15 protein-coding genes and 1 tRNA gene are annotated in these 21,051 nt (G+C 71.7%); 8 read left to right on the top strand and 8 right to left on the bottom strand.

Features of this window, described 5'->3' with window-relative positions:
• Positions 1-3 precede the first annotated feature (3 nt).
• Complete coding sequence (locus ACFY3L_RS26925) at positions 4-921, bottom strand: hypothetical protein (protein ID WP_389329525.1); 918 nt, start codon at positions 919-921, stop codon at positions 4-6.
• A complete protein-coding gene (locus ACFY3L_RS26920; protein WP_389329522.1) occupies positions 918-1,442 on the bottom strand; it encodes a SigE family RNA polymerase sigma factor in 525 nt (174 codons plus the stop codon). Before ACFY3L_RS26920 ends, ACFY3L_RS26925 begins: the two co-directional genes overlap by 4 nt.
• 102 nt (positions 1,443-1,544) lie before the next feature.
• Here ACFY3L_RS26920 and ACFY3L_RS26915 point away from each other — a divergent pair.
• Positions 1,545-1,618 (top strand) — tRNA-Met (locus ACFY3L_RS26915).
• Between the two features lie 1,032 nt (positions 1,619-2,650).
• On the opposite strand, the gene ACFY3L_RS26910 is transcribed toward ACFY3L_RS26915, so the two are convergent.
• Together ACFY3L_RS26910 and ACFY3L_RS26905 are read right to left on the bottom strand one after the other, a co-directional pair.
• A complete protein-coding gene (locus ACFY3L_RS26910; protein ID WP_389329519.1) occupies positions 2,651-4,567 on the bottom strand; it encodes a beta-galactosidase in 1,917 nt (638 codons plus the stop codon).
• Positions 4,568-4,960, bottom strand: coding sequence for an SRPBCC family protein (locus ACFY3L_RS26905; RefSeq protein WP_389329516.1), 393 nt, complete (start codon positions 4,958-4,960; stop codon positions 4,568-4,570).
• Between the two features lie 177 nt (positions 4,961-5,137).
• On the opposite strand from ACFY3L_RS26905, the gene ACFY3L_RS26900 reads away from it, so the two are divergent.
• The 4 genes from ACFY3L_RS26900 (at position 5,138) to purE (ending at position 9,565) form a co-directional block, all read left to right on the top strand.
• Positions 5,138-7,105, top strand: a complete 1,968-nt coding sequence (locus ACFY3L_RS26900) for a thioredoxin domain-containing protein (RefSeq protein ID WP_389329513.1) — start codon at positions 5,138-5,140, stop codon at positions 7,103-7,105.
• Between the two features lie 106 nt (positions 7,106-7,211).
• Positions 7,212-7,769 (top strand): hypothetical protein, encoded by a 558-nt coding sequence (locus ACFY3L_RS26895; protein ID WP_389329510.1) that lies wholly within the window; start codon positions 7,212-7,214, stop codon positions 7,767-7,769.
• A gap of 165 nt (positions 7,770-7,934) precedes the next feature.
• The gene (locus ACFY3L_RS26890) at positions 7,935-9,065 is read left to right on the top strand and encodes a 5-(carboxyamino)imidazole ribonucleotide synthase (RefSeq protein ID WP_389329507.1); all 1,131 of its coding nucleotides are present in this window, start codon (positions 7,935-7,937) and stop codon (positions 9,063-9,065) included.
• Positions 9,062-9,565 (top strand): 5-(carboxyamino)imidazole ribonucleotide mutase, encoded by a 504-nt coding sequence (gene purE / locus ACFY3L_RS26885; RefSeq protein WP_389329504.1) that lies wholly within the window; start codon positions 9,062-9,064, stop codon positions 9,563-9,565. Before ACFY3L_RS26890 ends, purE begins: the two co-directional genes overlap by 4 nt.
• Positions 9,566-9,569: 4 nt before the next feature.
• On the opposite strand, the gene ACFY3L_RS26880 is transcribed toward purE, so the two are convergent.
• From ACFY3L_RS26880 to ACFY3L_RS26865, 4 genes are all read right to left on the bottom strand, one after another.
• A complete protein-coding gene (locus ACFY3L_RS26880; RefSeq protein ID WP_389329501.1) occupies positions 9,570-12,392 on the bottom strand; it encodes an AbfB domain-containing protein in 2,823 nt (940 codons plus the stop codon).
• A gap of 227 nt (positions 12,393-12,619) precedes the next feature.
• Complete coding sequence (locus tag ACFY3L_RS26875) at positions 12,620-14,857, bottom strand: bifunctional polysaccharide deacetylase/glycosyltransferase family 2 protein (RefSeq protein ID WP_389329498.1); 2,238 nt, start codon at positions 14,855-14,857, stop codon at positions 12,620-12,622.
• Positions 14,858-14,874: 17 nt separating this feature from the next.
• A complete protein-coding gene (locus tag ACFY3L_RS26870) occupies positions 14,875-15,501 on the bottom strand; it encodes a hypothetical protein (protein ID WP_389329495.1) in 627 nt (208 codons plus the stop codon).
• 672 nt (positions 15,502-16,173) lie between these two features.
• Positions 16,174-17,616, bottom strand: a complete 1,443-nt coding sequence (locus ACFY3L_RS26865) for a hypothetical protein (RefSeq protein ID WP_389329492.1) — start codon at positions 17,614-17,616, stop codon at positions 16,174-16,176.
• Between the two features lie 142 nt (positions 17,617-17,758).
• On the opposite strand from ACFY3L_RS26865, the gene trpB reads away from it, so the two are divergent.
• The 3 genes from trpB to ACFY3L_RS26850 are packed head-to-tail and all read left to right on the top strand — an operon-like array spanning position 17,759 to position 20,469.
• Positions 17,759-18,967 carry a tryptophan synthase subunit beta gene (trpB, locus tag ACFY3L_RS26860; RefSeq protein ID WP_389329489.1) on the top strand — a complete coding sequence of 403 codons (1,209 nt, stop codon included), beginning with the start codon at positions 17,759-17,761 and terminating at the stop codon, positions 18,965-18,967.
• Positions 18,964-19,707: a tryptophan synthase subunit alpha gene (gene trpA, locus ACFY3L_RS26855; RefSeq protein WP_389329486.1), complete on the top strand. Its 744-nt coding sequence runs from the start codon at positions 18,964-18,966 to the stop codon at positions 19,705-19,707. The genes trpB and trpA overlap by 4 nt, the downstream gene beginning before the upstream one ends.
• Positions 19,708-19,710: 3 nt before the next feature.
• Positions 19,711-20,469: a GntR family transcriptional regulator gene (locus ACFY3L_RS26850; protein ID WP_389330108.1), complete on the top strand. Its 759-nt coding sequence runs from the start codon at positions 19,711-19,713 to the stop codon at positions 20,467-20,469.
• Positions 20,470-21,051 lie beyond the last annotated feature (582 nt).

Genomic DNA, 21,051 nt, shown 5'->3' with positions numbered 1-21,051 from the left:
CGGTCAGTTCGCCGGGACGACGTCCGTGGGGCGGTCCACGTGGACGGGAACGCCGTAGTCGGACAGCTCCAGCGTGGTGAAGGACTGACCGGACATGACGGTCCGCTTGATCGTCGACTGCCACCAGTCCTGCATCGTCACCTTCGCGATCCGCCCGTCGGCGTTGAGGGTGACGTCACCGGAGACCCTCGTCTCCAGGGTCGGATCGCCCGGGGCGCCGTGGGTCGAGTACTCGAAGTGCAGGGTCCCGTCGGGGTACTGCGTGACCGCCGCGTTCACCCCCTGCAGCGCCTTGAACAGCGTCGCCGGGTCCGGCCCGGCCGAGCCGAGGGCCCCCATGCCGTTGCCGGCCAGGGACAGGCGGTCGAACCTGCCCGGATACTGGCCGTAGCGCCCGTACACCTCGCCGCCCGGCGTCTTGTCCGGCGGCAGCGGCGCGAGGGGCGGTTCGGCGCCCATGTACCGGACCCCGTCGATGAGCAGCTCCACCATCACCGAGTCGTCCTGCGGGCGGCGGATGTAGCCGGTGGCCGTCATCGGATCGAACGCCCCCTCCGACTCGCCGACCGTCTTCCCGTCCGCGCTGCGCATCGTCAGCTTCATCCGGTAGCTGATGTTGTCGCTGGCCGCGGCCGCCTTCGACAGCTTGAGGGACGCCGGCGGCTCCGCCTGCACGACCGGCGACTGCCGCCCGTCCTGCTCGCCACCGCCCGCGCCGGTCGTCAGGCCGACGGCCAGGGCACCGGCGAGGCCCGCGACGCCCAGCGCGTACCCCGTGCGGATCACCGCGGTGCGACGCCGGTGGCGTCTCGTCGCCCGCGCCAGGACGTCCCCGCCGCCGGTGATCCCGGCGACGTGCGCCCGCATGCCGGCCGCGAGCTGCTCCGCGAGGTCTTCAGGCTTCTCGATGTCGATGCTCATCGCCGCGCTCCATTCGGGACGGGAAACGGTTGAAGGTCCCAGTTGGCGGTCAGCTCGCGAAGGCGGGACAGACCCCGCGAGGCGGTGGACTTGACCGTGCCGACGGAGCAGCCGAGCACGTCGGCGGCCTCGGCCTCGCTGAGCTGCTCCCAGTACCGCAGCACCAGCACGGCCCGCTGCCGCGGCGGCAACTGCGCGAGCGCCTGCAGCAACGCCTGCCGCAGCGCCACGGCGTCCGCACCGTCCGGCTCCCCCGGCGGCTCCGCGAACAGCGCCACCTCCGACCGCCGCCGCCGCAACCGCCACTGGTCGACGGCCAGGTGGTACATCGTGCGCCGTAGATACCGTTCGGGGTCCTCGCGCACCCTTCCCCACGAGCGCATCAACCGCTCCAGCGCCCCCTGCAGCAGGTCCTCGCCCGCCACCTTGCTGCCCGTGAGCAGCACCGCCGTGGCGAGCAAGGCACTGCCACGCTCCGCGACGAGGGCATCCAGCCCGTCGAAGCCGCGTTTCCAGAACACAGGCTCTCCTTTCGTCGCGGTCAAGACGACCCCGCCGCCCGAAAGGTTGAGCCGCCCCGCGCGAAATCCCGTCGCACCCGTCAGGTAAGGTTGAGAAACCGACGCGGGGTGGAGCAGCTCGGTAGCTCGCTGGGCTCATAACCCAGAGGTCGCAGGTTCAAATCCTGTCCCCGCTACAACCTTGGCGGCCCCTGCTTCGCGGCGGGGGCCGCTTGCCGTTCAGGTTTCCGCATTCCCCGCGCGAGCGGAGCTCGCTCCCCACAGGGGGAGCTTCGCTCCACCCTCGCCCCCTCAAGACCGTGGCCGCGTGCTCTGGTTGCGGAGATGCTCACCGTTGGTCTCGGCTGAGCCGCATCGCTTCGCTTGCGGTTTGTAGGGGGCTTCGCCCCCTTCCCCCCGATTGTGCCGACGTGCGTTACGAAGGGCGGCGCGGCATCGTCCGTGGGGTCGGTGCTGCGACCGACGCATGGATCCGGCTTTCCTGCGTCGGTCGTGAGGTTCGTGGCGCTGCCACGTCTTGTCGTGCCTGACCACGGGGGTGGCGATGGTTGTGGTGCTGGGCCTGGTCGGGGAGGAATTCGGCGATCGCTTGGATCGGGCTTGAGCGGCTCGGTTTCGGCAACGTGTAGTTCCCTGGCTTCGGAAGTCCGCTGGCTGTGCTGGTGCAGGGCTGCTCGGGGTCGGTGCGAGGCCGCCCGGTGTCGGAACGAGGCTGCCCGGCGTCGGTGCGAGGCTGCCCGGTGTCGGTGCGAGGCTGCTCGGCGTCGGTGCGAGGCTGCCCGGTGTCGGTGCGAGGCTGCTCGGGGACACGGTGGTGTCTGCGCGGCCGACGGCAGCGTCGGTGTGGGGCGCCGTCGGCGTTGGTGGGACCTGCTCGGCGTCAGTGTGCGAGCCATGGCGGCGTGGAGACAGGGGCGATGGCGACGAGCGACCTGGAGCGATGGCCGCGCCATGGTGCGAGCGACGGCGGCGTGGAGGTAGGGGCGATGGCGACGTGTGCGCTGGAGCGATGGCTGCGCCGGGGTGCGAGCGACGGGGCGTCGGGATGAAAGCCGTGGAGACGGGGCGATGGCGACGCGTGTGCTGGAGCGATGGCGGCGGCGGGGTGGGGCGGGCTTGAGTGGTGAGTTGGGCGCGGTGGCGGGGTGGCCGGGGGTGCACCGCGGTGTGGGTGGGTTGGTGGTGTCGGGGGGGTGGGTGCTTGGTTGTCATTGCTCGTTGATGACTGTTACGGCGCCGGGGGCGATCGTGACGCCCTGTACGTCGGCGGGGGTTTCTCCGTGGTTGATCGCGAACAGGAAGGGTGGGCGGCGCACCACCTCCAGGGTGTCCGGAAGGTCCTGCAGCTGGGTCAAAAGTGGGGTCAGGCCCGCTGCGTCGTACGCCTGGTGCAGCAGCCATCCGAGGTCGGCCGGGCGGGTGGAGACATACCAGGCGACGCCCCGACCGTGCCGGTGGCGGGTGACGGCCGGGCCGCCCGGTGCGGGTCCGTCCACATAGGACAGGATGGTGTCCGCGCCCGAAGGGATCACGTGCTCGGCCCAGACGTCGGCGGTGGAGCCGTCGCTCAGGGTGACCCGCTCGCCGGCGCGCAGGGGCAGGAACTCCTCGACGGTGAGGCCGAGCAGGTCGCGCAGCGCGCCCGGGTACGGCCCGTCGGGCACGGTGTCGTTGGTGTCGACGATGCCGGAGAAGTACGACACGACGAGCGTCCCGCCGCCGGACACGTACCGGTCGAGGTTCGCCGCCGCGGCAGGGGTCGTCAGGTACAGCGACGGCACCACGACCAGCGGGTATCCGTCGAGGTCGGCGGTGGGGTGCACGAAGTCGACGGTCAGGTGGTCGCGCCACAGCCGGCCGTAGAAGGCCTCGACCCGCTCGCGGAACGCGAGGTCCACCGACGGCCGCCACTCCAGCTCGAGCGCCCACCACGACTCCCAGTCCCAGACGACGGCGACGTCCGCCGCGACCCGGGTGCCGCGCACCGCGCCCAGGCCGGCGAGGCGCCCGCCGAGCTCGGTGACCTCGCGCCAGATCCTGGTGCCGGTGCCGCCCTGCGGCAGCATCGCGGAGTGGAACTTCTCGGCGCCGGACCGCGACGCCCGCCACTGGAAGAAGAGCACCCCGTCGGCGCCGCGGGCGACGTGCGCCAGGCTGTTGCGGGCCAGCTCGCCCGGGCGCTTGGCGATATTGCGCGGCTGCCAGTTGACGGCGCCGGTCGAGTGCTCCATGAGCAGCCACGGCGCGCCACCGGCGAGGCTGCGGGTCAGGTCTGCGCACATGGCCAGCTCGACGTGCCGGTCGTCGCGCTCGGCGGTCAGGTAGTGGTCGTTGGCGACGACGTCGACCTCACGCGCCCACTTCCAGTAGTCCAGCCACTTGCAGTTGGCGATCATGAAGTTCGTGGTGACCGGGACGCCGGGCGAGTGCCGCTTCAGCGCGTCGCGCTCCCGCCGGTAGTTGGCGAGGTGCGTGTCGGAGCAGAACCGCAGGAAGTCCAGCTGCTGAGCGGGGTTGACGGCGGTCGGCGCGAGCCGCGGCAGGTCGATCTCCTCCCAGTCGCCATACCGCTGCCCCCAGAACGCGGTGCCCCACGCGGTGTTCAACGCGGGCAGGTCGCCGTGCCGGTCGCGCAGCCACTCGCGGAACGCCGCCGCGCACGTGTCGCAGTAGCAGTGGGCGTTGACCCCGGCGTACTCGTTGTGGACGTGCCACAGCGCGAGCGCCGGATGCCCGCCATAGCGCTGGGCGAGCCGCTCGGCGATCGCCCGCGACGCCCGGGCGTAGTCGGGAGAGCTGGGGCAGAAGCTCTGCCGGCCGCCCTGCCCCAGCACGTGCCCGGCCCGGTCGACGAGCCGCGCGCCCGGGTGCTGCCGGATGAACCACGGCGGCGGCACGGCGGTCGGCGTCCCCAGGTCGACCCGTATCCCGGCGGCGTGCAGCAGGTCCAGCACGCGATCGAGCCATTCGAACGTGTGCCGCCCCTCGGCCGGCTCGACCAGCGCCCAGTTGAACATGCCGACGCTGACGAGGTTGACGCCGGCGACACGCATCAGCTCGACGTCCTGCGCCCAGACCTCTTCGGGCCACTGCTCAGGCGTGTAGTCGCCCCCGTACGCGAGCATCTAACGCTCCAGGATCCTCGCCAGGGCGTCGAGGTCGGCCTGGACCGCAGCGCAGTCCCGGTCGAACTCCTCGTCCGTCATGCCCGGCTGCCGGCGCACGCTGAACACGACCTCGCTGCCCTCCCCATTGGCGGTGACCCGCATCGGGTTGTAGAACGTCTCGCCGGACGGCACCGTCACGTGGTGGTCCATGACGCCGAACGGGTTGTCCGGCGCCCAGTCGAGCAGGATCCGCCCCATGTCCGAGTCGGCGACCCACTGCCCGTCGACCCACTCGACGGACTTCAGCAGCCCGGGCGCCCAGGCCGGCAGGTTCGCCGGGTTCGACGCGTATGCGTAGACGTCCCCGGCGGATCGGTTGATGCTGCGGCTGACGTGTCGGGACTCCATCATGGGTCCGATTCTGCCCGGCGGGTACGACAGTTTCGCGGCCACGCCGCCGACTGCCACACCGTCGCGATCCGCCGCGCCCCGAGCCGGTCGAAGTACGCGATGAACTCGTCGAGCCACTGTCACAGCCGCGATCATCGATACGCCACCCCGGCAGCCGGCGCGGCATAGGGTTGGGGCATGGCCAACCGTCTCGCCGACGCGACCTCGCCGTACCTGCAGCAGCACAAGGACAACCCGGTCGACTGGTGGCAGTGGTCGCCGGAGGCGTTCGAGGAGGCGCGGAGGCGGGACGTTCCCGTCCTCATCTCCGTCGGCTATGCCGCCTGCCACTGGTGTCATGTGATGGCGCACGAGTCGTTCGAGCACGAGGGCGTCGCGGCGCTGGTCAACGAGCTGACGGTGCCGGTGAAGGTGGACCGGGAGGAGCGGCCGGACGTCGACGCGGTGTACATGACGGCCACGCAGGCGATGACCGGGCAGGGCGGCTGGCCGATGACGGTGTTCGCCACGCCCGACGGGGAGCCGTTCTACTGCGGCACCTACTTCCCGCGGGACGCGTTCCAGCGGCTCGTCCACGCCGTGTCGGACGCGTGGAGGACCCAGCGCGACGCGGTGCTCACACAGAGCGCCGCGGTGGTCGACGCGATCAGGCAGGTCGCCGCGAAGCCGCCGGCCGGCCCGATGCACGAGGGCGTCCTCGACGCGGCCGCGCAGAGCCTGGTGAAGGCCTACGACAAGGAGCACGGCGGGTTCGGCGGGGCGCCCAAGTTCCCACCGCACATGAACCTGCTGTTCCTGCTGCGGCACTACCAGCGCACCCGCGACGACGAGGTGCTGGGCATCGTGCGGTACACCGCCGAGCGGATGGCCCGGGGCGGCATGTACGACCAGCTCGCCGGCGGCTTCGCGCGCTACTCGGTGGACGAGACGTGGACGGTGCCGCACTTCGAGAAGATGCTCTACGACAACGCGCTGCTGCTGCGGATGTACGTGCAGCTCGACCGCATCGCCGGCGGCGGCACCGCGCGGCGGGTGGCCGGGGAGGTCGCCGACTTCCTGCGCCGCGACCTGCACGACGGCCACGGGTTCATCTCGGCGCTGGACGCCGACACCGACGGCGTCGAGGGCCTCACGTACGTGTGGACGCCGAAGCAGATCGACGAGGTCCTCGGCGAGATCGACGGCGCCTGGGCGCGCTACCTGCTGGAGGTGACCGCCGACGGCACGTTCGAGCACGGCGCCTCCGTGCTGCAGCTGCCGGAGGACCCGCTCAACCTGGAGCGCTGGCTCGACATCAAGCGGCGCCTGCGGGAGGCCAGGGACGCCCGGCCGCAGCCCAGCCGCGACGGCAAGATCGTCGCGGCGTGGAACGGGCTGGCGATCACCGCGCTGGTCGAGTTCGGCCAGGTGTACGGCGACCGGCAGGCCGTCCAGCTGGCCGTGGACACCGCGCGGTACCTGGCGGAGACCCACCTCGTCGACGGCCGCCTGCGCCGGGTGTCCCGCGACGGCGTCGCCGGCGCTCCGGCCGGCGTCCTGGAGGACTACGGCGCCGTCGCGGAGGCGTTCTGCGCGGTGCACCAGGCGACCGGCGACGGCGAGTGGCTGACCCTCGCGGGCCGGCTCCTCGACGTGGCGCTGGAGCGGTTCGCCGACCCGGCCGGCGGCTTCTTCGACACGGCCGACGACGCGGAGCAGCTGGTCAGCCGCCCCGCCGACGTGACCGACAACGCGACCCCGTCCGGCCTGTCCGCGATCGCGGCGGCGCTCGTCGCCTACTCGGCGCTGACGGCGGACGTCGCGAAACGGGAGGCGGCGGAGCGCGCCCTGGCCACGGTCGCCATGGTGGCGGCCACCCACGGCCGGTTCACCGGCTACGCGTGCGCGGTCGGCGAGGCGCTGCTGTCCGGCCCGTACGAGATCGCGATCGCCACCCACGACCGCCACGACCCACTCGTCACCGCCGCCTGGTGGCACGCCCCGCCCGGCGCCGTGGTCGTCGCCGGCCCGCCGGACACGCCGGGGGCGCCGCTGCTGGAGGGCCGGGGCCTGCGCGACGGCCGGCCCACGGCGTACGTCTGCCGCGACTTCGTGTGCGACGCGCCGGTCACCGAGCTGGAGGACCTGGTCTCAGGCCTCGGCTAGCGGCGCCGTTCTCCTCTGGGCGAACACGCCCTCCTTTGGCATGCTCTTGTAACGGTGTAATCATGTAATCAGCGTTGCAGGAGCAAGCAAGTAAGGGAGTAAGCAGATGCGACGAGGAGAATGGGGCCGCGCCGGCGGTCCGCGCAGCGAGCCCCCGCCCGCCAACGACGCGCCCGCCTGGATCGGCGGCGCGCTGCCCGACGGCTGGTTCACCGGACCCGCCGAGATCACCATCGACCGCGACGAGATCACCATCGTCGGCCGGCTCAGCGACCCGGCCCTCCCCGACGACGCGACCGACGCCGACCGGTCCGCCGCCGAGCAGGGCCGCATCGCCGGGTTCCGGGAGACCACCCGCGACCAGCGGATCGGCATCGCCCAGCAGCTGGAGCGGCGCTACCAGCGCAAGGTCGCGTGGGGCGTGCGGGTCGGCGAGACCCGGGAGCTGTTCACCACGTTCTCCGCACCGGTCATGACCCGGCTGCGGCAGGCCGAGCGGCAGGTCCTGGACACCCTCGTGGACTCCGGCGTGGCCCGGTCCCGCTCGGAGGCGCTCGCCTGGTGCGTCGCCCTCGTCGGCCAGCACGCCGAGTCGTGGCTGGCCGAGCTCCGCCAGGCAATGACCCAGGTCGACGAGCTCCGCAAGCAGGGCCCGTCGGTGTGATCCGCACCGGCGACCGGTGCCACGCGACGCGGCAGGACCCGTCGGTGTGATCCGCATCGGCGGCCGGTGCCACGCGACGCGGCAGGGCCCGTCGGTGTGATCCGTGCCGGTCGCGGTGCCCGGGGCTCGGGTGCCGCGGCCGGAAAACGCTAGGCTCACCAGCCTATGGACTCGCGAACCGGACTCCCCGTCGTGGGCATGGTGGGCGGCGGCCAGCTGGCCCGCATGACCCACCAGGCCGCCATCGCCCTCGGCCAGTCGCTGCGGGTGCTCGCCGTCTCCGCCGACGACGGGGCCGCGCTCGTCGCCGCCGACGTCGTCATCGGCCGGCATGACGACATCGACGCGGTGCGAGCGTTCGCGAAGGGGTGCGACGTGGTCACCTTCGACCACGAGCACGTGCCCGGCGACCTCATCCGCACGCTCGCCGCGGAGGGCGTCACGCTGCTGCCGGGGGCCGACGCCCTCCGGTACGCGCAGAACAAGCGCGACATGCGCACGCACCTCGCGGAGCTCGGCTTCCCCGTGCCCCGCTGGACGGACGGTGACCTGCAGCGGTTCGGCGACGAGGTCGGCTGGCCGATCATCGTCAAGACCGCCACGGGTGGCTACGACGGCCGCGGCGTCTTCGTCGCCCACTCGGTCGCCGACATCCCGGCCGTGGACGGGCTGATCGGCGAGGAGCGCGTCCAGCTCAAGCGGGAGCTCGCCGCCGTCGTCGCCAGGTCGCCGCTCGGCCAGGTGGCCGCCTACCCGGTCGTCGAGACCGTGCAGAAGGACGGCATCTGCGTCGAGGTGCTCGCGCCGGCGCCCGGGCTCGACGACGAGGTGGCGGTCGAGGCGCAGCGGCTCGCCATCGACATCGCCACCCGGCTCGGCGTGGTCGGCGTGCTCGCCGTGGAGCTGTTCGAGACGACGACCGGGAAGATCCTGGTCAACGAGCTGGCGATGCGCCCGCACAACTCCGCGCACTGGACGATCGAGGGCGCCAGGACGTCGCAGTTCGAGCAGCACCTGCGGGCCGTGCTCGACTACCCGATGGGCGACACCAGGCTCACCGCCCCCGCGGTCGTGATGGCCAACGTGCTCGGCGGCGCGCCCGGCGGGATGCCGATCGACGAGCGGCTGCACCACCTGTTCGCCGAGGAGCCGGGTGCCAAGGTCCACCTGTACGGCAAGCAGGTCCGGCCCGGGCGCAAGATCGGCCACGTGACGGTCCTCGGCGACGACATGGAAGACTGCCGCCGGCGCGCCGCGCGGGCCGCCCGGATCCTCGAAGAAGGGTATGAGCATTGACCGACGTCGGCATCATCATGGGCAGCGACTCCGACTGGCCCGTGATGCGGCTCGCCGCCGAGGCGCTGGACGAGTTCGGCGTCTCCCATGAGGTACGGGTCGTCTCCGCCCACCGCACGCCGCACCTGATGCTCGACTACGCCGGCGAGGCCGTCGCCCGTGGCTTGAAGGTCATCATCGCCGGGGCGGGCGGCGCGGCGCACCTGCCGGGCATGGTCGCCTCCGCCACTCCCCTGCCGGTCATCGGGGTGCCCGTACCGCTGAAGTACCTCGACGGCATGGACTCGCTGATGTCGATCGTGCAGATGCCGGCCGGCATCCCGGTCGCCACCATGGCGATCGGTGGCGCCCGCAACGCCGGGCTGATGGCCGCCCGGATCCTCGCCGTCGCCGACCCCGCGCTGCTGGCGAAGGTCCGCGACTTCCAGGAGTCGCTGCGCGCGATGGTGGCGGAGAAGGACGCCGCCCTCTCCGCCACGATCGCGGGACTGAACGCTTAGGGCCTTACGGGGCCCACGGTGCGGCCAGGTTCCAGCTGCTGTCGGCGCTGAGCGCCTGCGGCCGCTGGAACCCGGTGCCGTTGCCGGCGGAGATGTACACCTGCGAGTCGTAGTGCCGCAGGTACGAGCCGACGATGTTGATCGACTCGAACGTGATGCCGGTGCCGCCGATGCCCGGGCGGGCACAGAACGTGGCGTCGGCGAGGAACAGCGCCGATCCGTCGTTCACCGAGTTGCGGACCCGGCTGTCGGCGTGCCGCAGGAACTGGCCGGGGAAGTTCACCGACTCGAACGAGTAGCACGACGAGTCGGCCAGCCCGCGCCGCACCGTGTACGTGGCGTCGGCCTTCAGCAGGGCGCTGCTGCCGCCGTTGACGATCTCGGTGTAGGCGAGGCTGTCCGAGTGCCGCAGGTAGCGGTCGGTGAAGCCCCACGTGGTGACCTGCAGCGACTTGCGCACGTCGGTCTGCAGCAGCACCGAACTGCGCCACAGCGCCGGGTTCGCCATGTTCCAGGTCGCGTCGGCGGCGAAGCCCGACGCGGTGTCCCACGCGTTGGGGCCGCCGCTGCGTGCCAGGTAGACGTTGTCGGCGTAGTGGCGCATGTACGAGCCGGGGAAGTTGTACGACTCGAACGACGTGCCGCCCGCCGCCAGCCCGGCCCGGCTGCACCAGGTCGCGTCCGCGGCGAAGCTGCCGCCCGTGTTGGCGTCGATGCGGACGCGGGAGCTGGCGTGCCGCAGGTACTGGCCGGGGAAGTTCACGGACTCGAACGAGTAGCACCGCGGGTCGGCCAGGCCGGCCACCGTGCGGAACGACGCGTCCTGCCGCGCCCCGTCGGCGCTCGCCGAGCTGAGCACGTCGGTGCGGGCGAAGCTGTTCGAGTGCCGCAGGTAGCGGTTCGTCAGCCCGGCCGTCGTCACCTGGAACGACCTGACGTGCCCGAGGGTCATCGGCACGGCCGCGTTCAGGTTCTTCGACGCGTTGATGAGGTTGGTGTTCGCGGCGCGGACCAGGTTGGTGTCGACCTTCTGGATCCGCCGGTCGTAGGTGAGCAGCCCGTTGTACTCGCCCTCGACGTCGGTGATCTCGGTGTACACGTACGCCGACAACCCCCGCGTCGTCATGAGCGCCTGCGTGTCGCGGATCATGCCGGTGAACCGGTCGTTGAGCTGCGCGTTGCTGAACACCTGCTCGTACGCGAAGAACTGCCCGTTCGGGCTCCACTCGTGCCCCGGCGTGTGCAGGCCGATCCCGCCGAACTCACCGAGGACCGAGACGCGGGTCGGCGACGGCAGCGGGGCGTCGGGGCCGGTGTAGATGTGCCAGTCGATGATGTCGCCGGTGCCGGGGTCCCCCTTGGACGCGCAGCAGTTGTAGCCGCTGTGCGGGTTCACCAGGCGGGTCGGGTCGTAGTTCTTCAGGTCCGTGGTGATCCGCTGGGTGTCGGCGAGGCTCCACTCGCCCCAGCCCTCGTTGAACGGTACATAGGTGACGACCGCCGGCGAGAACCGGTGCTCGTCGATGATCTCGCGGGCCTCGGCCTCCAGCTCGGCGATCTGCGCCGGGGTCCGGTTCGCGTCGAACGCCTGCGTCGACGGGATGTCCTGCCACACCAGCAGGCCCAGGCGGTCGGCGTGGTAGTACCAGCGCGCGGGCTCGACCTTGATGTGCTTACGGACCATGTTGAACCCGAGGTCCTTGTGCTTCTGCAGGTCGGACGCGAGCGCGGCGTCGGTCGGCGCGGTGTAGAGCCCGTCGGGCCAGAAGCCCTGGTCGAGCGTGCCGGCCTGGAAGACGAACTCGCCGTTGAGGGTCGGCCGGAGCACGCCGTTGACCAGCTTCTTGCCGATCTCCCGCATGCCGAAGTAGCTCACGACCTGGTCCACGGTCGCGCCGGCGCTGTTGCGCAGCGAGACCCGCAGGTTGTACAGGAACGGGTCGTCCGGCGACCACCGCCGCGCGTTGGGCACCGGCACGCTGAACTCGGTGAACCCGCCGACCGCGCTGCCGACGACCGTCGCGCCGTTCATCGCCTCGGCGAGCACGGTGTGCCCGGTGACGTTGCCGCGGGTGAAGACCCTGACCCGCGCGGTGTTGCCGGCCAGGTTGGCGTAGATGTCGACGGAGTAGATCGACGACACCGGCGTCGGCTCCAGCCACACCGTCTGCCAGATCCCGGACGTCGGCGTGTAGAAGATGCCGCTCGGGCTGTTGGTCTGCTTGCCGATCGGCTGCTTCTCGCCGCGGCCGTCGGTCGGGTCGTACACCCGCACGACGATCTCGTTGACGCCCCCGTTGAGCTGCGGCGTGATGTCGACCTCGAACCGGTCGTAGCCGCCCTTGTGGGTGGTGACCTGCACCCCGTTGACCCAGACGGTGGCCTCGTAGTCCACTGCGCCGAAGTGCAGCTGGACGCGCCGCCCGTTCCACCCGGCGGGCACGGTGAAGGTCCGCCGGTAGAACATCAGGTCACGGTTGTCGTTGCGCATGATGCCGGACAGCGCCGACTCGACCGGGAACGGCACCAGGATCCGCTCCGGCAGCGTCTGCCCCAGTGGCGGTGCCGCGTACCGGTTCACGTTGCCGGCGCTGTCGGTGGCGGGGTTCAGGAACTCCCACTCCCCGTTGAGCGACTGCCACTCGTTGCGGGTCATCTGCGGCCGCGGGTATTCGGGCAGCGGGTTCGTCGTGGACACCTGACTGGTCCACGGCGTCGTCAGCGGCGGCGTCTTCGGCACGACGGCCGAGGCCGGCGCACCCGACGCCACCAGCCCCCCGGCGACGACGGTCAGCACGGCCAGGGTGCGGGCGAGGAGGTGGCGCATCGAACTCCTTCTGGCGGGAAAGAGCACGCAGAACCGGCCCGCGGCCGGTTGGCGATCGGCCGCGCGCTGGTAGCGAGCCTTGAGACGAGCACTGGGGCGGGCATCGACGGGCTTGGGTAGGGCCCAGGTTCCGGGAACGTAACATGAAACATTCCCGAACGGAACAGCTCACATGCGCCCACTAATCAAACAGAATCCATCACAACAACGCCTCACCGCACCGGGCCTCAGTCACGAGCCTTCGCGTGGCGGCTGAGCTGCCCTGCGGGGCGTGCCGCGGGCATCGCCTGCGACGGCACCATCGCCTGCGACTGCGCAACCGCCTGCGACGGCACAACCGTGTGCGGCGACACCGCGGGTGCCGGGGCGGCCGCGGCGGCGGAGCCCGCCCGGTGGAGCTTGTGCCAGCGGAGCCGGGCGCCGGTGAGGGCCGTGCCGAGGGACTGGAGGAGCACGAGGTACATGAGCTGCCGGTAGACGATCTGCTGGAGCGGCAGCACCCACAGGACGCGGAGCTTCTCCTTGTCGAGGCGGAAAGCGACGACGGCGGTGAGGACCTGCATGGCGAACATGACGAGCCAGGCGCCGGTGGTGACCATCCAGCTGGAGAAGCACAGGCCGTAGACGAGCAGGATGTCGATGAGCGGGGCGAGCAGCGGAAGCGCGATGCCGAAGAACGCGATGAAGGGCAGACCGACCCGGCCGAACCGGCCCGAGGGGCCGCGGTCCACGATCGACCGGCGGTGCTTCCACATCGCCTGCATGGTGCCGTAGCTCCAGCGGTAGCGCTGCAGCCACAGCTGCCGCAGGGTGGCGGGGGCCTCGGTCCAGGCGCGGGCGCGCTCCTCGTACACGACGCGCCAGCCGGTGCGGCACAGCGCCATGGTGGCGTCGGTGTCCTCGGCCAGGGTGTCGTGGCTGATCCCGCCGATGTCCTGCAACGCCTCGCGGCGGAACGCGCCGATCGCGCCCGGGATGGTGGGCATGCAGCGCAGGATGTCGTACAGCCTGCGGTCCAGGTTGAACCCGATGACGTACTCGATGTGCTGCCACCGGGCGACGATCGAACGACGGTTGCCGACCTTGACGTTGCCCGCGACCGCACCGACCGAAGGATCGGCGAAGGGCTGCACCAGGTGCCGGATCGAATCCGGCTCGAAGACGGTGTCACCGTCGACCATGACGATCAGGTCGTGCTGCGCCATCGCCACCCCGACGTTGAGCGCATTCGGCTTGCCGCCGTTGGGGACCCGCACCACCCGGACGTTCGGCAGTCGCAGCGCCTCCACCAGCGCCGCCGTGTCATCGGTCGAACCGTCGTCGACGACCACCACCTCGATCCCGCCCGGATGATCGCCACCCGCCAGGGACCGCACCGCCGCCTCGATCCCCTCCTTCTCGTTGTAGGCCGGCACGATCACCGACACCGGCAGGAGCACCGGCGGGCCCCACCGCCACGACGCGGCCCGCCGCCGCCGCGCATGCCGGCCCGCGAGCACGAACAGCGCCACGGTACGGGCGATCGTCAGCAGGCCGGCGACCAGGAACAGCACGCGGAGGGTGGCCGCCACCCAGTCGGCCAGCACGACGGCCGTGGCCAGCGCGAACGCGCGCCGCTTGTCGACCGCGCCCGCCGGCGCCTCGACGACGACCGCCTGACCCGCGAGCGTGCGCGCCAGGCCCTCCGACACGGTGGTGAAGGTGTAGCCGCGCCGCTGCATCAGGGGAATGAACTTGTCCAGCGCCGCGACGGTCTGCGCACGGTCGCCGCCGCCGTCGTGCATGGGCACGATCGCGCCCGAGTCGCCCGGCGGGGTCGCGCCGGCGATGATCGCGTCGACGCCGGGATTGCTCCAGTCCCGGCTGTCCGTGTCCGCCATGATCGACAGGTAGCCGAGCCCGCCGGCCTCCAGGATCAGCGGCCACTCGGCGTTGTCGATGGCCCGGGCGCTGGACGAGTACGGCAGCCGCAGCAGCGCCGACTTGGTGCCGGTGGCGTGGACGACGGCGAGCTGGGTCTGGGAGTACTCCAGCTCGCGCTGCCGCCGGGACAGGCGGTCGAGCTGCGGGTGCGTGAAGGTGTGCACGCCGATCTCGTCGCCGTCCCGGGCCAGCTCGGTGACGATGCCCGGGTGCCGGATCACCTGGGAGCCGACGACGAAGAACGTGGCGTTGACGTGGTGCCGGCGCAGCACCTCAACGACCCGCGGCGTCCACTCCGGGTCCGGACCGTCGTCGAAGATGAGGGCGATGGTGCGGGCCGGCAGCCGGTAGGAGCGCACCGTGCCCTTACGGGTGTCGATGATCGGGCCGCCGCTGATGACCTCGGCCGGGACCTTGGTGTGCTGCCCCGCACTCGCGATGTGGTCGGGGTGGAACTCGGCGTTGACATAGGCCTCGATCAGCAGCGTGCCGATGAGCACGCTGAGCGCGATCCCACCGAAGACCAGGCGACTGAACGACACCCGCTTCCGCGTACGGGTCACGCCGGGCCCACAACGACGACCACGGTGACGCCGGGGGCGGCGTTCTGCGAGGCGCTCGGCTCCGGCGTGGTCGACGCGGTCGGCGTGGTCGACGCGGACGGCCTGGTCGGCGCGGTCGACGGTGATGCGGAAGGCGCCGCGCTCGCCGCCTCAGGCGTCGGGGTGGTGGTCACGGAACCACTCGGCCCGGCGGGCGCGCTCGCCGCACTGGGCGTGAGGCTGCTGCGGGTGGACCCGGCGCCGGTGGTCCGTTTGCCGATGCTGCCGGGCTGGCCGGGCGCGGGTGGGTTCTTCTTGGCCGGCGTCGTCGCGGACGGGGACGGTCCCGGCGCCGGAAACGACAGCAGGTCCAGCGGGCCTGTGATGAGGAGCGCGGCGACCAGCACCAGCACCGCATAGGCCAATGCCGCTACACCACCCAGGTGGAAGAAGAATCGGATCCGCCGTCCACGACGGCCCGTGGAATCGACGAATACAGGCGCTGACACGTCACCAGCGGCGGCGACGTCGACCGCCGCACCGACGGCCGGGGCTTTGACAGACACCACGGAAGCATAGGAGCGGCCTGCCGCCGAAATCACCAAAAGAACGGCCTGGGTGAATGACTCCGCCGAATCTCCCACCCTGCTCACCCTGCGGTTTCCCCGGTCTCACCCGACCATCCCACAGCGTCGGCGCCGAATTCACACGGTGATGGAGTCTCCCTTCCAGAGCTGGCTACCCCGGTATTGCCGGAATCAACGTCACTGCGATCTTCCCCAACGCATCAGGACACCGACACTCCACATCGGACCCACCAGATATTGGACCTGATCGCTGACCCCGTCACCGGTCCGACATGGGCGCGGCCTCAGCGTGGTCTACGTTCCAGATGGCACGCTGGCGATGAACGCCCGCTTGTCCACAGTGGCCGGTCCGAGCCGCCGGCCGAACCGGCCTTCCCGGAGCGCCACTTCCTCTGTCCGGCGGCCAGCGATCATCGAGCCGGCGACACGCTACTCACGCGGCGCGGCCCCCCGTCACCACCGGCGGCACGGTGCTCAGGCGGCATGGCGGCGCGAGACTCACGACTCGGGCCACGACCCGGAAGCCGAGGGCCGCCCCGCACGCGGACGGCCGTACAGCCCGCCAGGTCTCCACGGTCGCTCCCGCCTGACCCAGCGAACCTGACCAGCGAACGTCGCGTATGGCGGCGGCCCAGCAACGCAGCCGGCCATGCACGGTTGCTGGCGAACCCCGTCAAGGCGGTCCCACGACAACGAGCGCAACCGGATGGCGAAGCGCGGAGACGAGGCTCAGGCTCGGTGACCTCCCGGTATGGCGGTGCGGACGGTGTCCCAGGGCATGGCGGCGACGGCGCGGGTCAGGCGGCCGGACCAGGCGACGACCACGTCCAGGTCGCCGGGGCCCTCGCACAGCAGATACTGGCCCTCGATCCACCACGGCGGGACGGTCATGAATAACTCGGGGACCGGGACGCGGCCGGCGAAGAGGCTCGCAAGGGCGGGGTCGGGCGCGTCGGGAGTGACCTGGCCGGCCTGGTCGAAGGCGGTGTGCGGCAGGTGCGGCACCGGGGTGGGCAGCGGCACCATCCAGATGGTCTGCACCGGGTCCGAGCGGCGGGGTTTGCGCCGGTACCGGTCGCCGACGAGCACCGGCACGCCGTCCACGTTGCCCCTGAGCACGTCGTACAGGTCGACGGACTGGGCCTGCTCCTGGACGCCGATGACGGCACGGGCGGTGTGCGGGCCGGGGATGGGCACGGTGAGCGAGGGCAGGAACTCCCAGCCGCGCTGGGCGGCCAGCCGCTGCCTGGCGCGGGTCGGGCGCAGAGCGGGCAGGCGCCGGTACGCGTTGAGCACCACCGACAGGACGCCCATCTCCACGGCGAGGACCACGGTCGCCGTCACGTACTTGTTGACCTGCGGGATCAGGGCGGCCACGGCGATCATCGTGACGAGACCGCCGATGGCGGCGAAGATCGCGCCGACGACGGCGATCCGGCCGTCGAAGCGGGTCCCGAGCAGGCCGACGGTGACGCCGATGGCGAGGAAGCCGATGACCGCGGCCATCGCGCCGGGCAGGCCGGCCCTGGACAGCGGGACGGCGATGGCGGCGACGAGAAGACCGCCGACGATGACGGCGAGGACCGCGATGGCACGGTCGCTGAGTCCGACGCCGGCCGGTCCGCGGCCGACCTCTCGGCGTGCCGGCAGGATCTGGCACCGGCGGGCGACGAGCTCGGCTTCGATCCGCTCGACGAAGGCCTTGTAGTCCGTCTTGTCGGCGCCGGTGATGTCCACGGCGCGGCCGTCGAGCGTGACCAGGCCGGCGGCGGTGATCTTGTCGTCCTTGCGGGCGACGTACATCTCGTCGATCCACGAGAACGGGGCGGCGTCGACGCTGCGGTTGCGGCTCCACACCAGGCCGTGCTCGAAGTGGTGGACGACGACATAGGCGCCGAAGAGCCGGTAGAAGGCATAGCCGGCCGCGGCCAGGCCGGCGATCGCCAGCAGCACGACGACCAGGGCGAGCGCCTTCACCTGGAGGAACTCGATGGACGAGACGATCCAGCTGATGCCCGCGGCGGCACCGAAGAGGATCGCCGAGATGACGAGGCCGATGACGCACTCCACCACTGGATGGTCGCCCTTGTGCGTGGCCACGTGCCTGCCGAGCTGCTGTCGTTCCGCGAGTGCGACCACCCGTGGCGGCACGCTGACGGTCGATGCGTCCATGGCTTCCCCCGTACTGGTCAATCGACGCAGGACGCTACGCCATGTGGCGTCCCCCTCGCGACCCCGGCTGCGTTGACTTCCGTCATGGAGTCTGTCACTGTTCTAGAACTGTCGCAACTGTTCTAGAACTCTGGAGTGGGCCATGGGTGATCTGCTGATCCGGCCGAGCCGCACGCCGTCGCGCGTCCGGCTGATGGACGACCCGGGACCGCTGGGCAGGTTCGGGGACTATGGCGGGCGTTACGTCCCCGAGTCCCTGATCCCCGCCTGCCGGCGGATCGAGGAGGCGTTCCGGAATGCGTGGGCCGACCCCGCGTTCCAGCACCAGCTGGCCGGCCTCCTCGCCACGCACGCCGGCCGGCCGACGCCGCTGACCCCGGCGGTGCGGCTGTCCGCCGAGCTCGGCGTGACGCTGCTGCTCAAGCGGGAGGACCTCACCCACACGGGCTCACACAAGATCAACAACGTGATCGGTCAGGCGCTGCTCGCGAGCAGGATGGGGCACAGGCGGCTGATCGCCGAGACGGGCGCCGGGCAGCACGGGGTGGCGACCGCGACCGCGGCGGCGATGTTCGGCATGGCGGCGACCGTGTTCATGGGCGAGCGTGACATCGAGCGGCAGGCGCTCAACGTGTTCCGGATGCGGATGCTCGGCGCCGAGGTCGTGCCCGTCCGCACCGGCGCGAGGACGTTGAAGGACGCCACCAGCGAGGCGATGCGGCACTGGGTCGGCTCGACCGCCGACAGCTACTACTGCATGGGATCCGTGCTCGGTCCGATGCCCTATCCGTGGATGGTGCGCGAGTTCCAGCGGGTCATCGGCGACGAGGCGCGCCGGCAGTGCGCCACCGCGCTGCCCGCGGCGGTGCCCGATTACGTCGTGGCGTGCGTCGGCGGTGGGTCCAACGCGGCCGGGACGTTCGCCGGGTTCGTCGACACCACGGCGAAGCTGATCGGGGTCGAGGCCGAGGGCGGCGCCGGCGCGACCCGCGGCAGCCTCGGCGTGCTGCACGGGGTGCGGTCGATGTTCCTGCAGGACGACGACGGCCAGGTCCTGGAGGCCCACTCGATCGCCGCCGGGCTCGACTACCCGGGCATCGGCCCCGAGCACGTGCACCTGCGGGACCTCGGCCGCGCCCGGTATGTGACGGTCACCGACGCCGAGGTGGTCGACGCCGTCGTCCGGCTCGCCCGCACCGAGGGGATCGTGGCGGCGCTCGAGTCCGCGCACGCGGTCGCCTGGGTGATCCGCGCCGCCGCCGACGGCACGCTGCCCGCCGGCTCGACCGTGCTGCTGACCCTCTCCGGTCGCGGCGACAAGGACATCTCCGCGCTGAAGGAGCTGCTGTGAAGCTGCCGACCGACCGCAAGGTCCTGATGCCGTACCTCACCGGCGGCGCCGTCGCCGAGTGGACCGACCACCTCCGGGCACTCGTCGACAACGGCGCCGACGCGATCGAGGTCGGCCTGCCGTTCTCCGACCCGACGCTCGACGGCGCCACGATCCAGGAGGCCACCCACGCGGCCCTGACCCGGGGCGCGACACTGCGCGGCATCCTGACGCGTGTGCCGGAGGTCGCCGGCGCCGTGCCGCTCGTCGCCAGCACGTATGCCAATCTCCTCGTCCGCGACGACACGTTCTGCCGCCGCCTCCGCGACGCCGGGTTCGACGGGCTGATCGTCCCCGACCTGCCGCTGGAGGAGTGCGCCGAGGCGAGCGCCGAGGCGGAGGAGCAGGACCTGGACCTGGTGCTGCTGGCGTCCCCGGCCACCCCTGACGAGCGGCTCGACGAGATCGCGCGGCGCAGCCGCGGCTTCGTGTATGCGGTCACGGTCATGGGCACGACCGGCGAGCGGGAGACCCTCGCCGCGTCCGCCGCCGATCTGGCGGGGCGGCTCGCCGGCCGCTGCGACCTGCCGGTGTTGCTAGGATTCGGCATCTCCACCCCGGCCCAGGCGGCCGAGGCCGCCCGCCTCGCCGACGGTGTCGTCATCGGCGCCGCGATCATGCGCCGGGTGCTCGACGGCGCCACGCCGGCCGAGATCGGGGCCTACCTCCGGTCGATCCGGGAGGCCATGGACGAAGGGTGAGCCATCAACGCCGAGCCGCGGTATCGCAGCATCGCCGCCGACCTGGCCGAGAAGATCCGCGCCGGGGAGTATGCGCCTGGCGCGGCGCTGCCCGGGCAGCGCGACCTCAGCCACAGCTACGGCGTGACCCTGATGACGCTGCGGCAGGCGCTGCGGCATCTCAGCGACGAGGGGCTGATCGTCCAGCGCGCGGGGAAGGGCACGTATGTGGCGCCGCCGCACTTGGCGTACCGGCTGGGCCCGCTGCGCAACCTCGCCGACGACCTGCGCGAGCAGGGCCTCGAGGTGCAGACCAGGGTGCTCGACCAGGCGCTGCGCCGCCCCCCGTCGCCGGTCGCGGTCTTACTGGGGGCACCGGCGCTGCGGCTCGAGCGGGTCAGGGCGTTCGCCGGGCGGCCGGCCGTGCATCAGGTGTCGTGGGTCCGCAAGCCGTTCGGCAACCGCATCCGGTCGGCCGACTTCGCCACGGCGTCGCTGTACCTGACGCTGGCCGACGCGGGGGTGGCCGTCGCCAGGGCCAGCGAGACGATCCGGCCCGCGGTGCTGGAGGAGGAGCTGGCCGGGCACCTGCACGCCGCGGTTGGCACGCCGGTGTTCGTCAGTGAGCGGATCACGTACTCGCTCGACGACACCCCCATCGTTGCCGACCGCGCCGTGATCCTCGGCGACATGATGGAGATCCGCGCCGCCCGGGCCGCGTCCGGACTGTCGCTGACCTGGTCGGACGTGGCCGCCGAGGTGACCCCTCGCCGGCAACCGTAACGGCTTGGACGCGACCGGTCGGACACAGCCGCTGAGTGACCCCCGCCGGCAACCGTGGCGGCTTGGACACGACCGGTCGAGACACAGTCGCTGAGTGACCCCCGCCGGCAACCGTGGCGGCTTGGACACGACCAGTCGGGACACAGCCGCTGAGTGACACCCGCCGGCAACCGTGGCCGTTTGGACTCGACTGGTCGGAGGCGGCCGGTGACTGACCCCTCGCCGGCTACCCGTAGTGGCTCCGACGCGATCAGGCCGGCCTACCACGACGCTGGTCTCGGTCTCAGGGTCGGCGAGGCCAGCGAGGCGGTGAGGTCGGTGACGGTCGTGGGCGGCGGCGCGTCGAGCGTTGAGGTGCACGTAGGCGGCCGGTGGTGCGCAGCGCTTCGCCGTGCGCGTTGCCGGCGCCCGGCTCGGCCGGCCCGGGCAGGCGATGCCAGGGCAGACCGGCGACGGCGCGACTCTCGCCCACCCGCCCCAGAGCAGACCGATGACGGCGCGACTCTCGCCCACCCGCCTCAGGACAGACCGGCGACGGCGCGACTCTCGCCCGCCCGCCTCAGGACAGATCGGCGACGGTGC

Origin of the sequence: Dactylosporangium sp. NPDC000521 (assembly GCF_042898305.1) — a bacterium.
In the GTDB taxonomy this organism is placed as follows: domain Bacteria; phylum Actinomycetota; class Actinomycetes; order Mycobacteriales; family Micromonosporaceae; genus Dactylosporangium.
Note: the sequence above shows the minus strand (reverse complement) of the source record. Positions and strands in the feature narration are given on the sequence as shown.

Coding starts and splice junctions, on each gene's coding strand:
- ACFY3L_RS26925 (WP_389329525.1), bottom strand. CDS start 921: ATGAGCATCGACATCGAGAAGCCTGAAGACCTCGCGGAGCAGCTCGCG.
- ACFY3L_RS26910 (WP_389329519.1), bottom strand. CDS start 4,567: ATGCTCGCGTACGGGGGCGACTACACGCCTGAGCAGTGGCCCGAAGAG.
- ACFY3L_RS26905 (WP_389329516.1), bottom strand. CDS start 4,960: ATGATGGAGTCCCGACACGTCAGCCGCAGCATCAACCGATCCGCCGGG.
- ACFY3L_RS26900 (WP_389329513.1), top strand. CDS start 5,138: ATGGCCAACCGTCTCGCCGACGCGACCTCGCCGTACCTGCAGCAGCAC.
- ACFY3L_RS26895 (WP_389329510.1), top strand. CDS start 7,212: ATGCGACGAGGAGAATGGGGCCGCGCCGGCGGTCCGCGCAGCGAGCCC.
- ACFY3L_RS26890 (WP_389329507.1), top strand. CDS start 7,935: ATGGACTCGCGAACCGGACTCCCCGTCGTGGGCATGGTGGGCGGCGGC.
- ACFY3L_RS26880 (WP_389329501.1), bottom strand. CDS start 12,392: ATGCGCCACCTCCTCGCCCGCACCCTGGCCGTGCTGACCGTCGTCGCC.
- ACFY3L_RS26865 (WP_389329492.1), bottom strand. CDS start 17,616: ATGGACGCATCGACCGTCAGCGTGCCGCCACGGGTGGTCGCACTCGCG.
- trpB (WP_389329489.1), top strand. CDS start 17,759: ATGGGTGATCTGCTGATCCGGCCGAGCCGCACGCCGTCGCGCGTCCGG.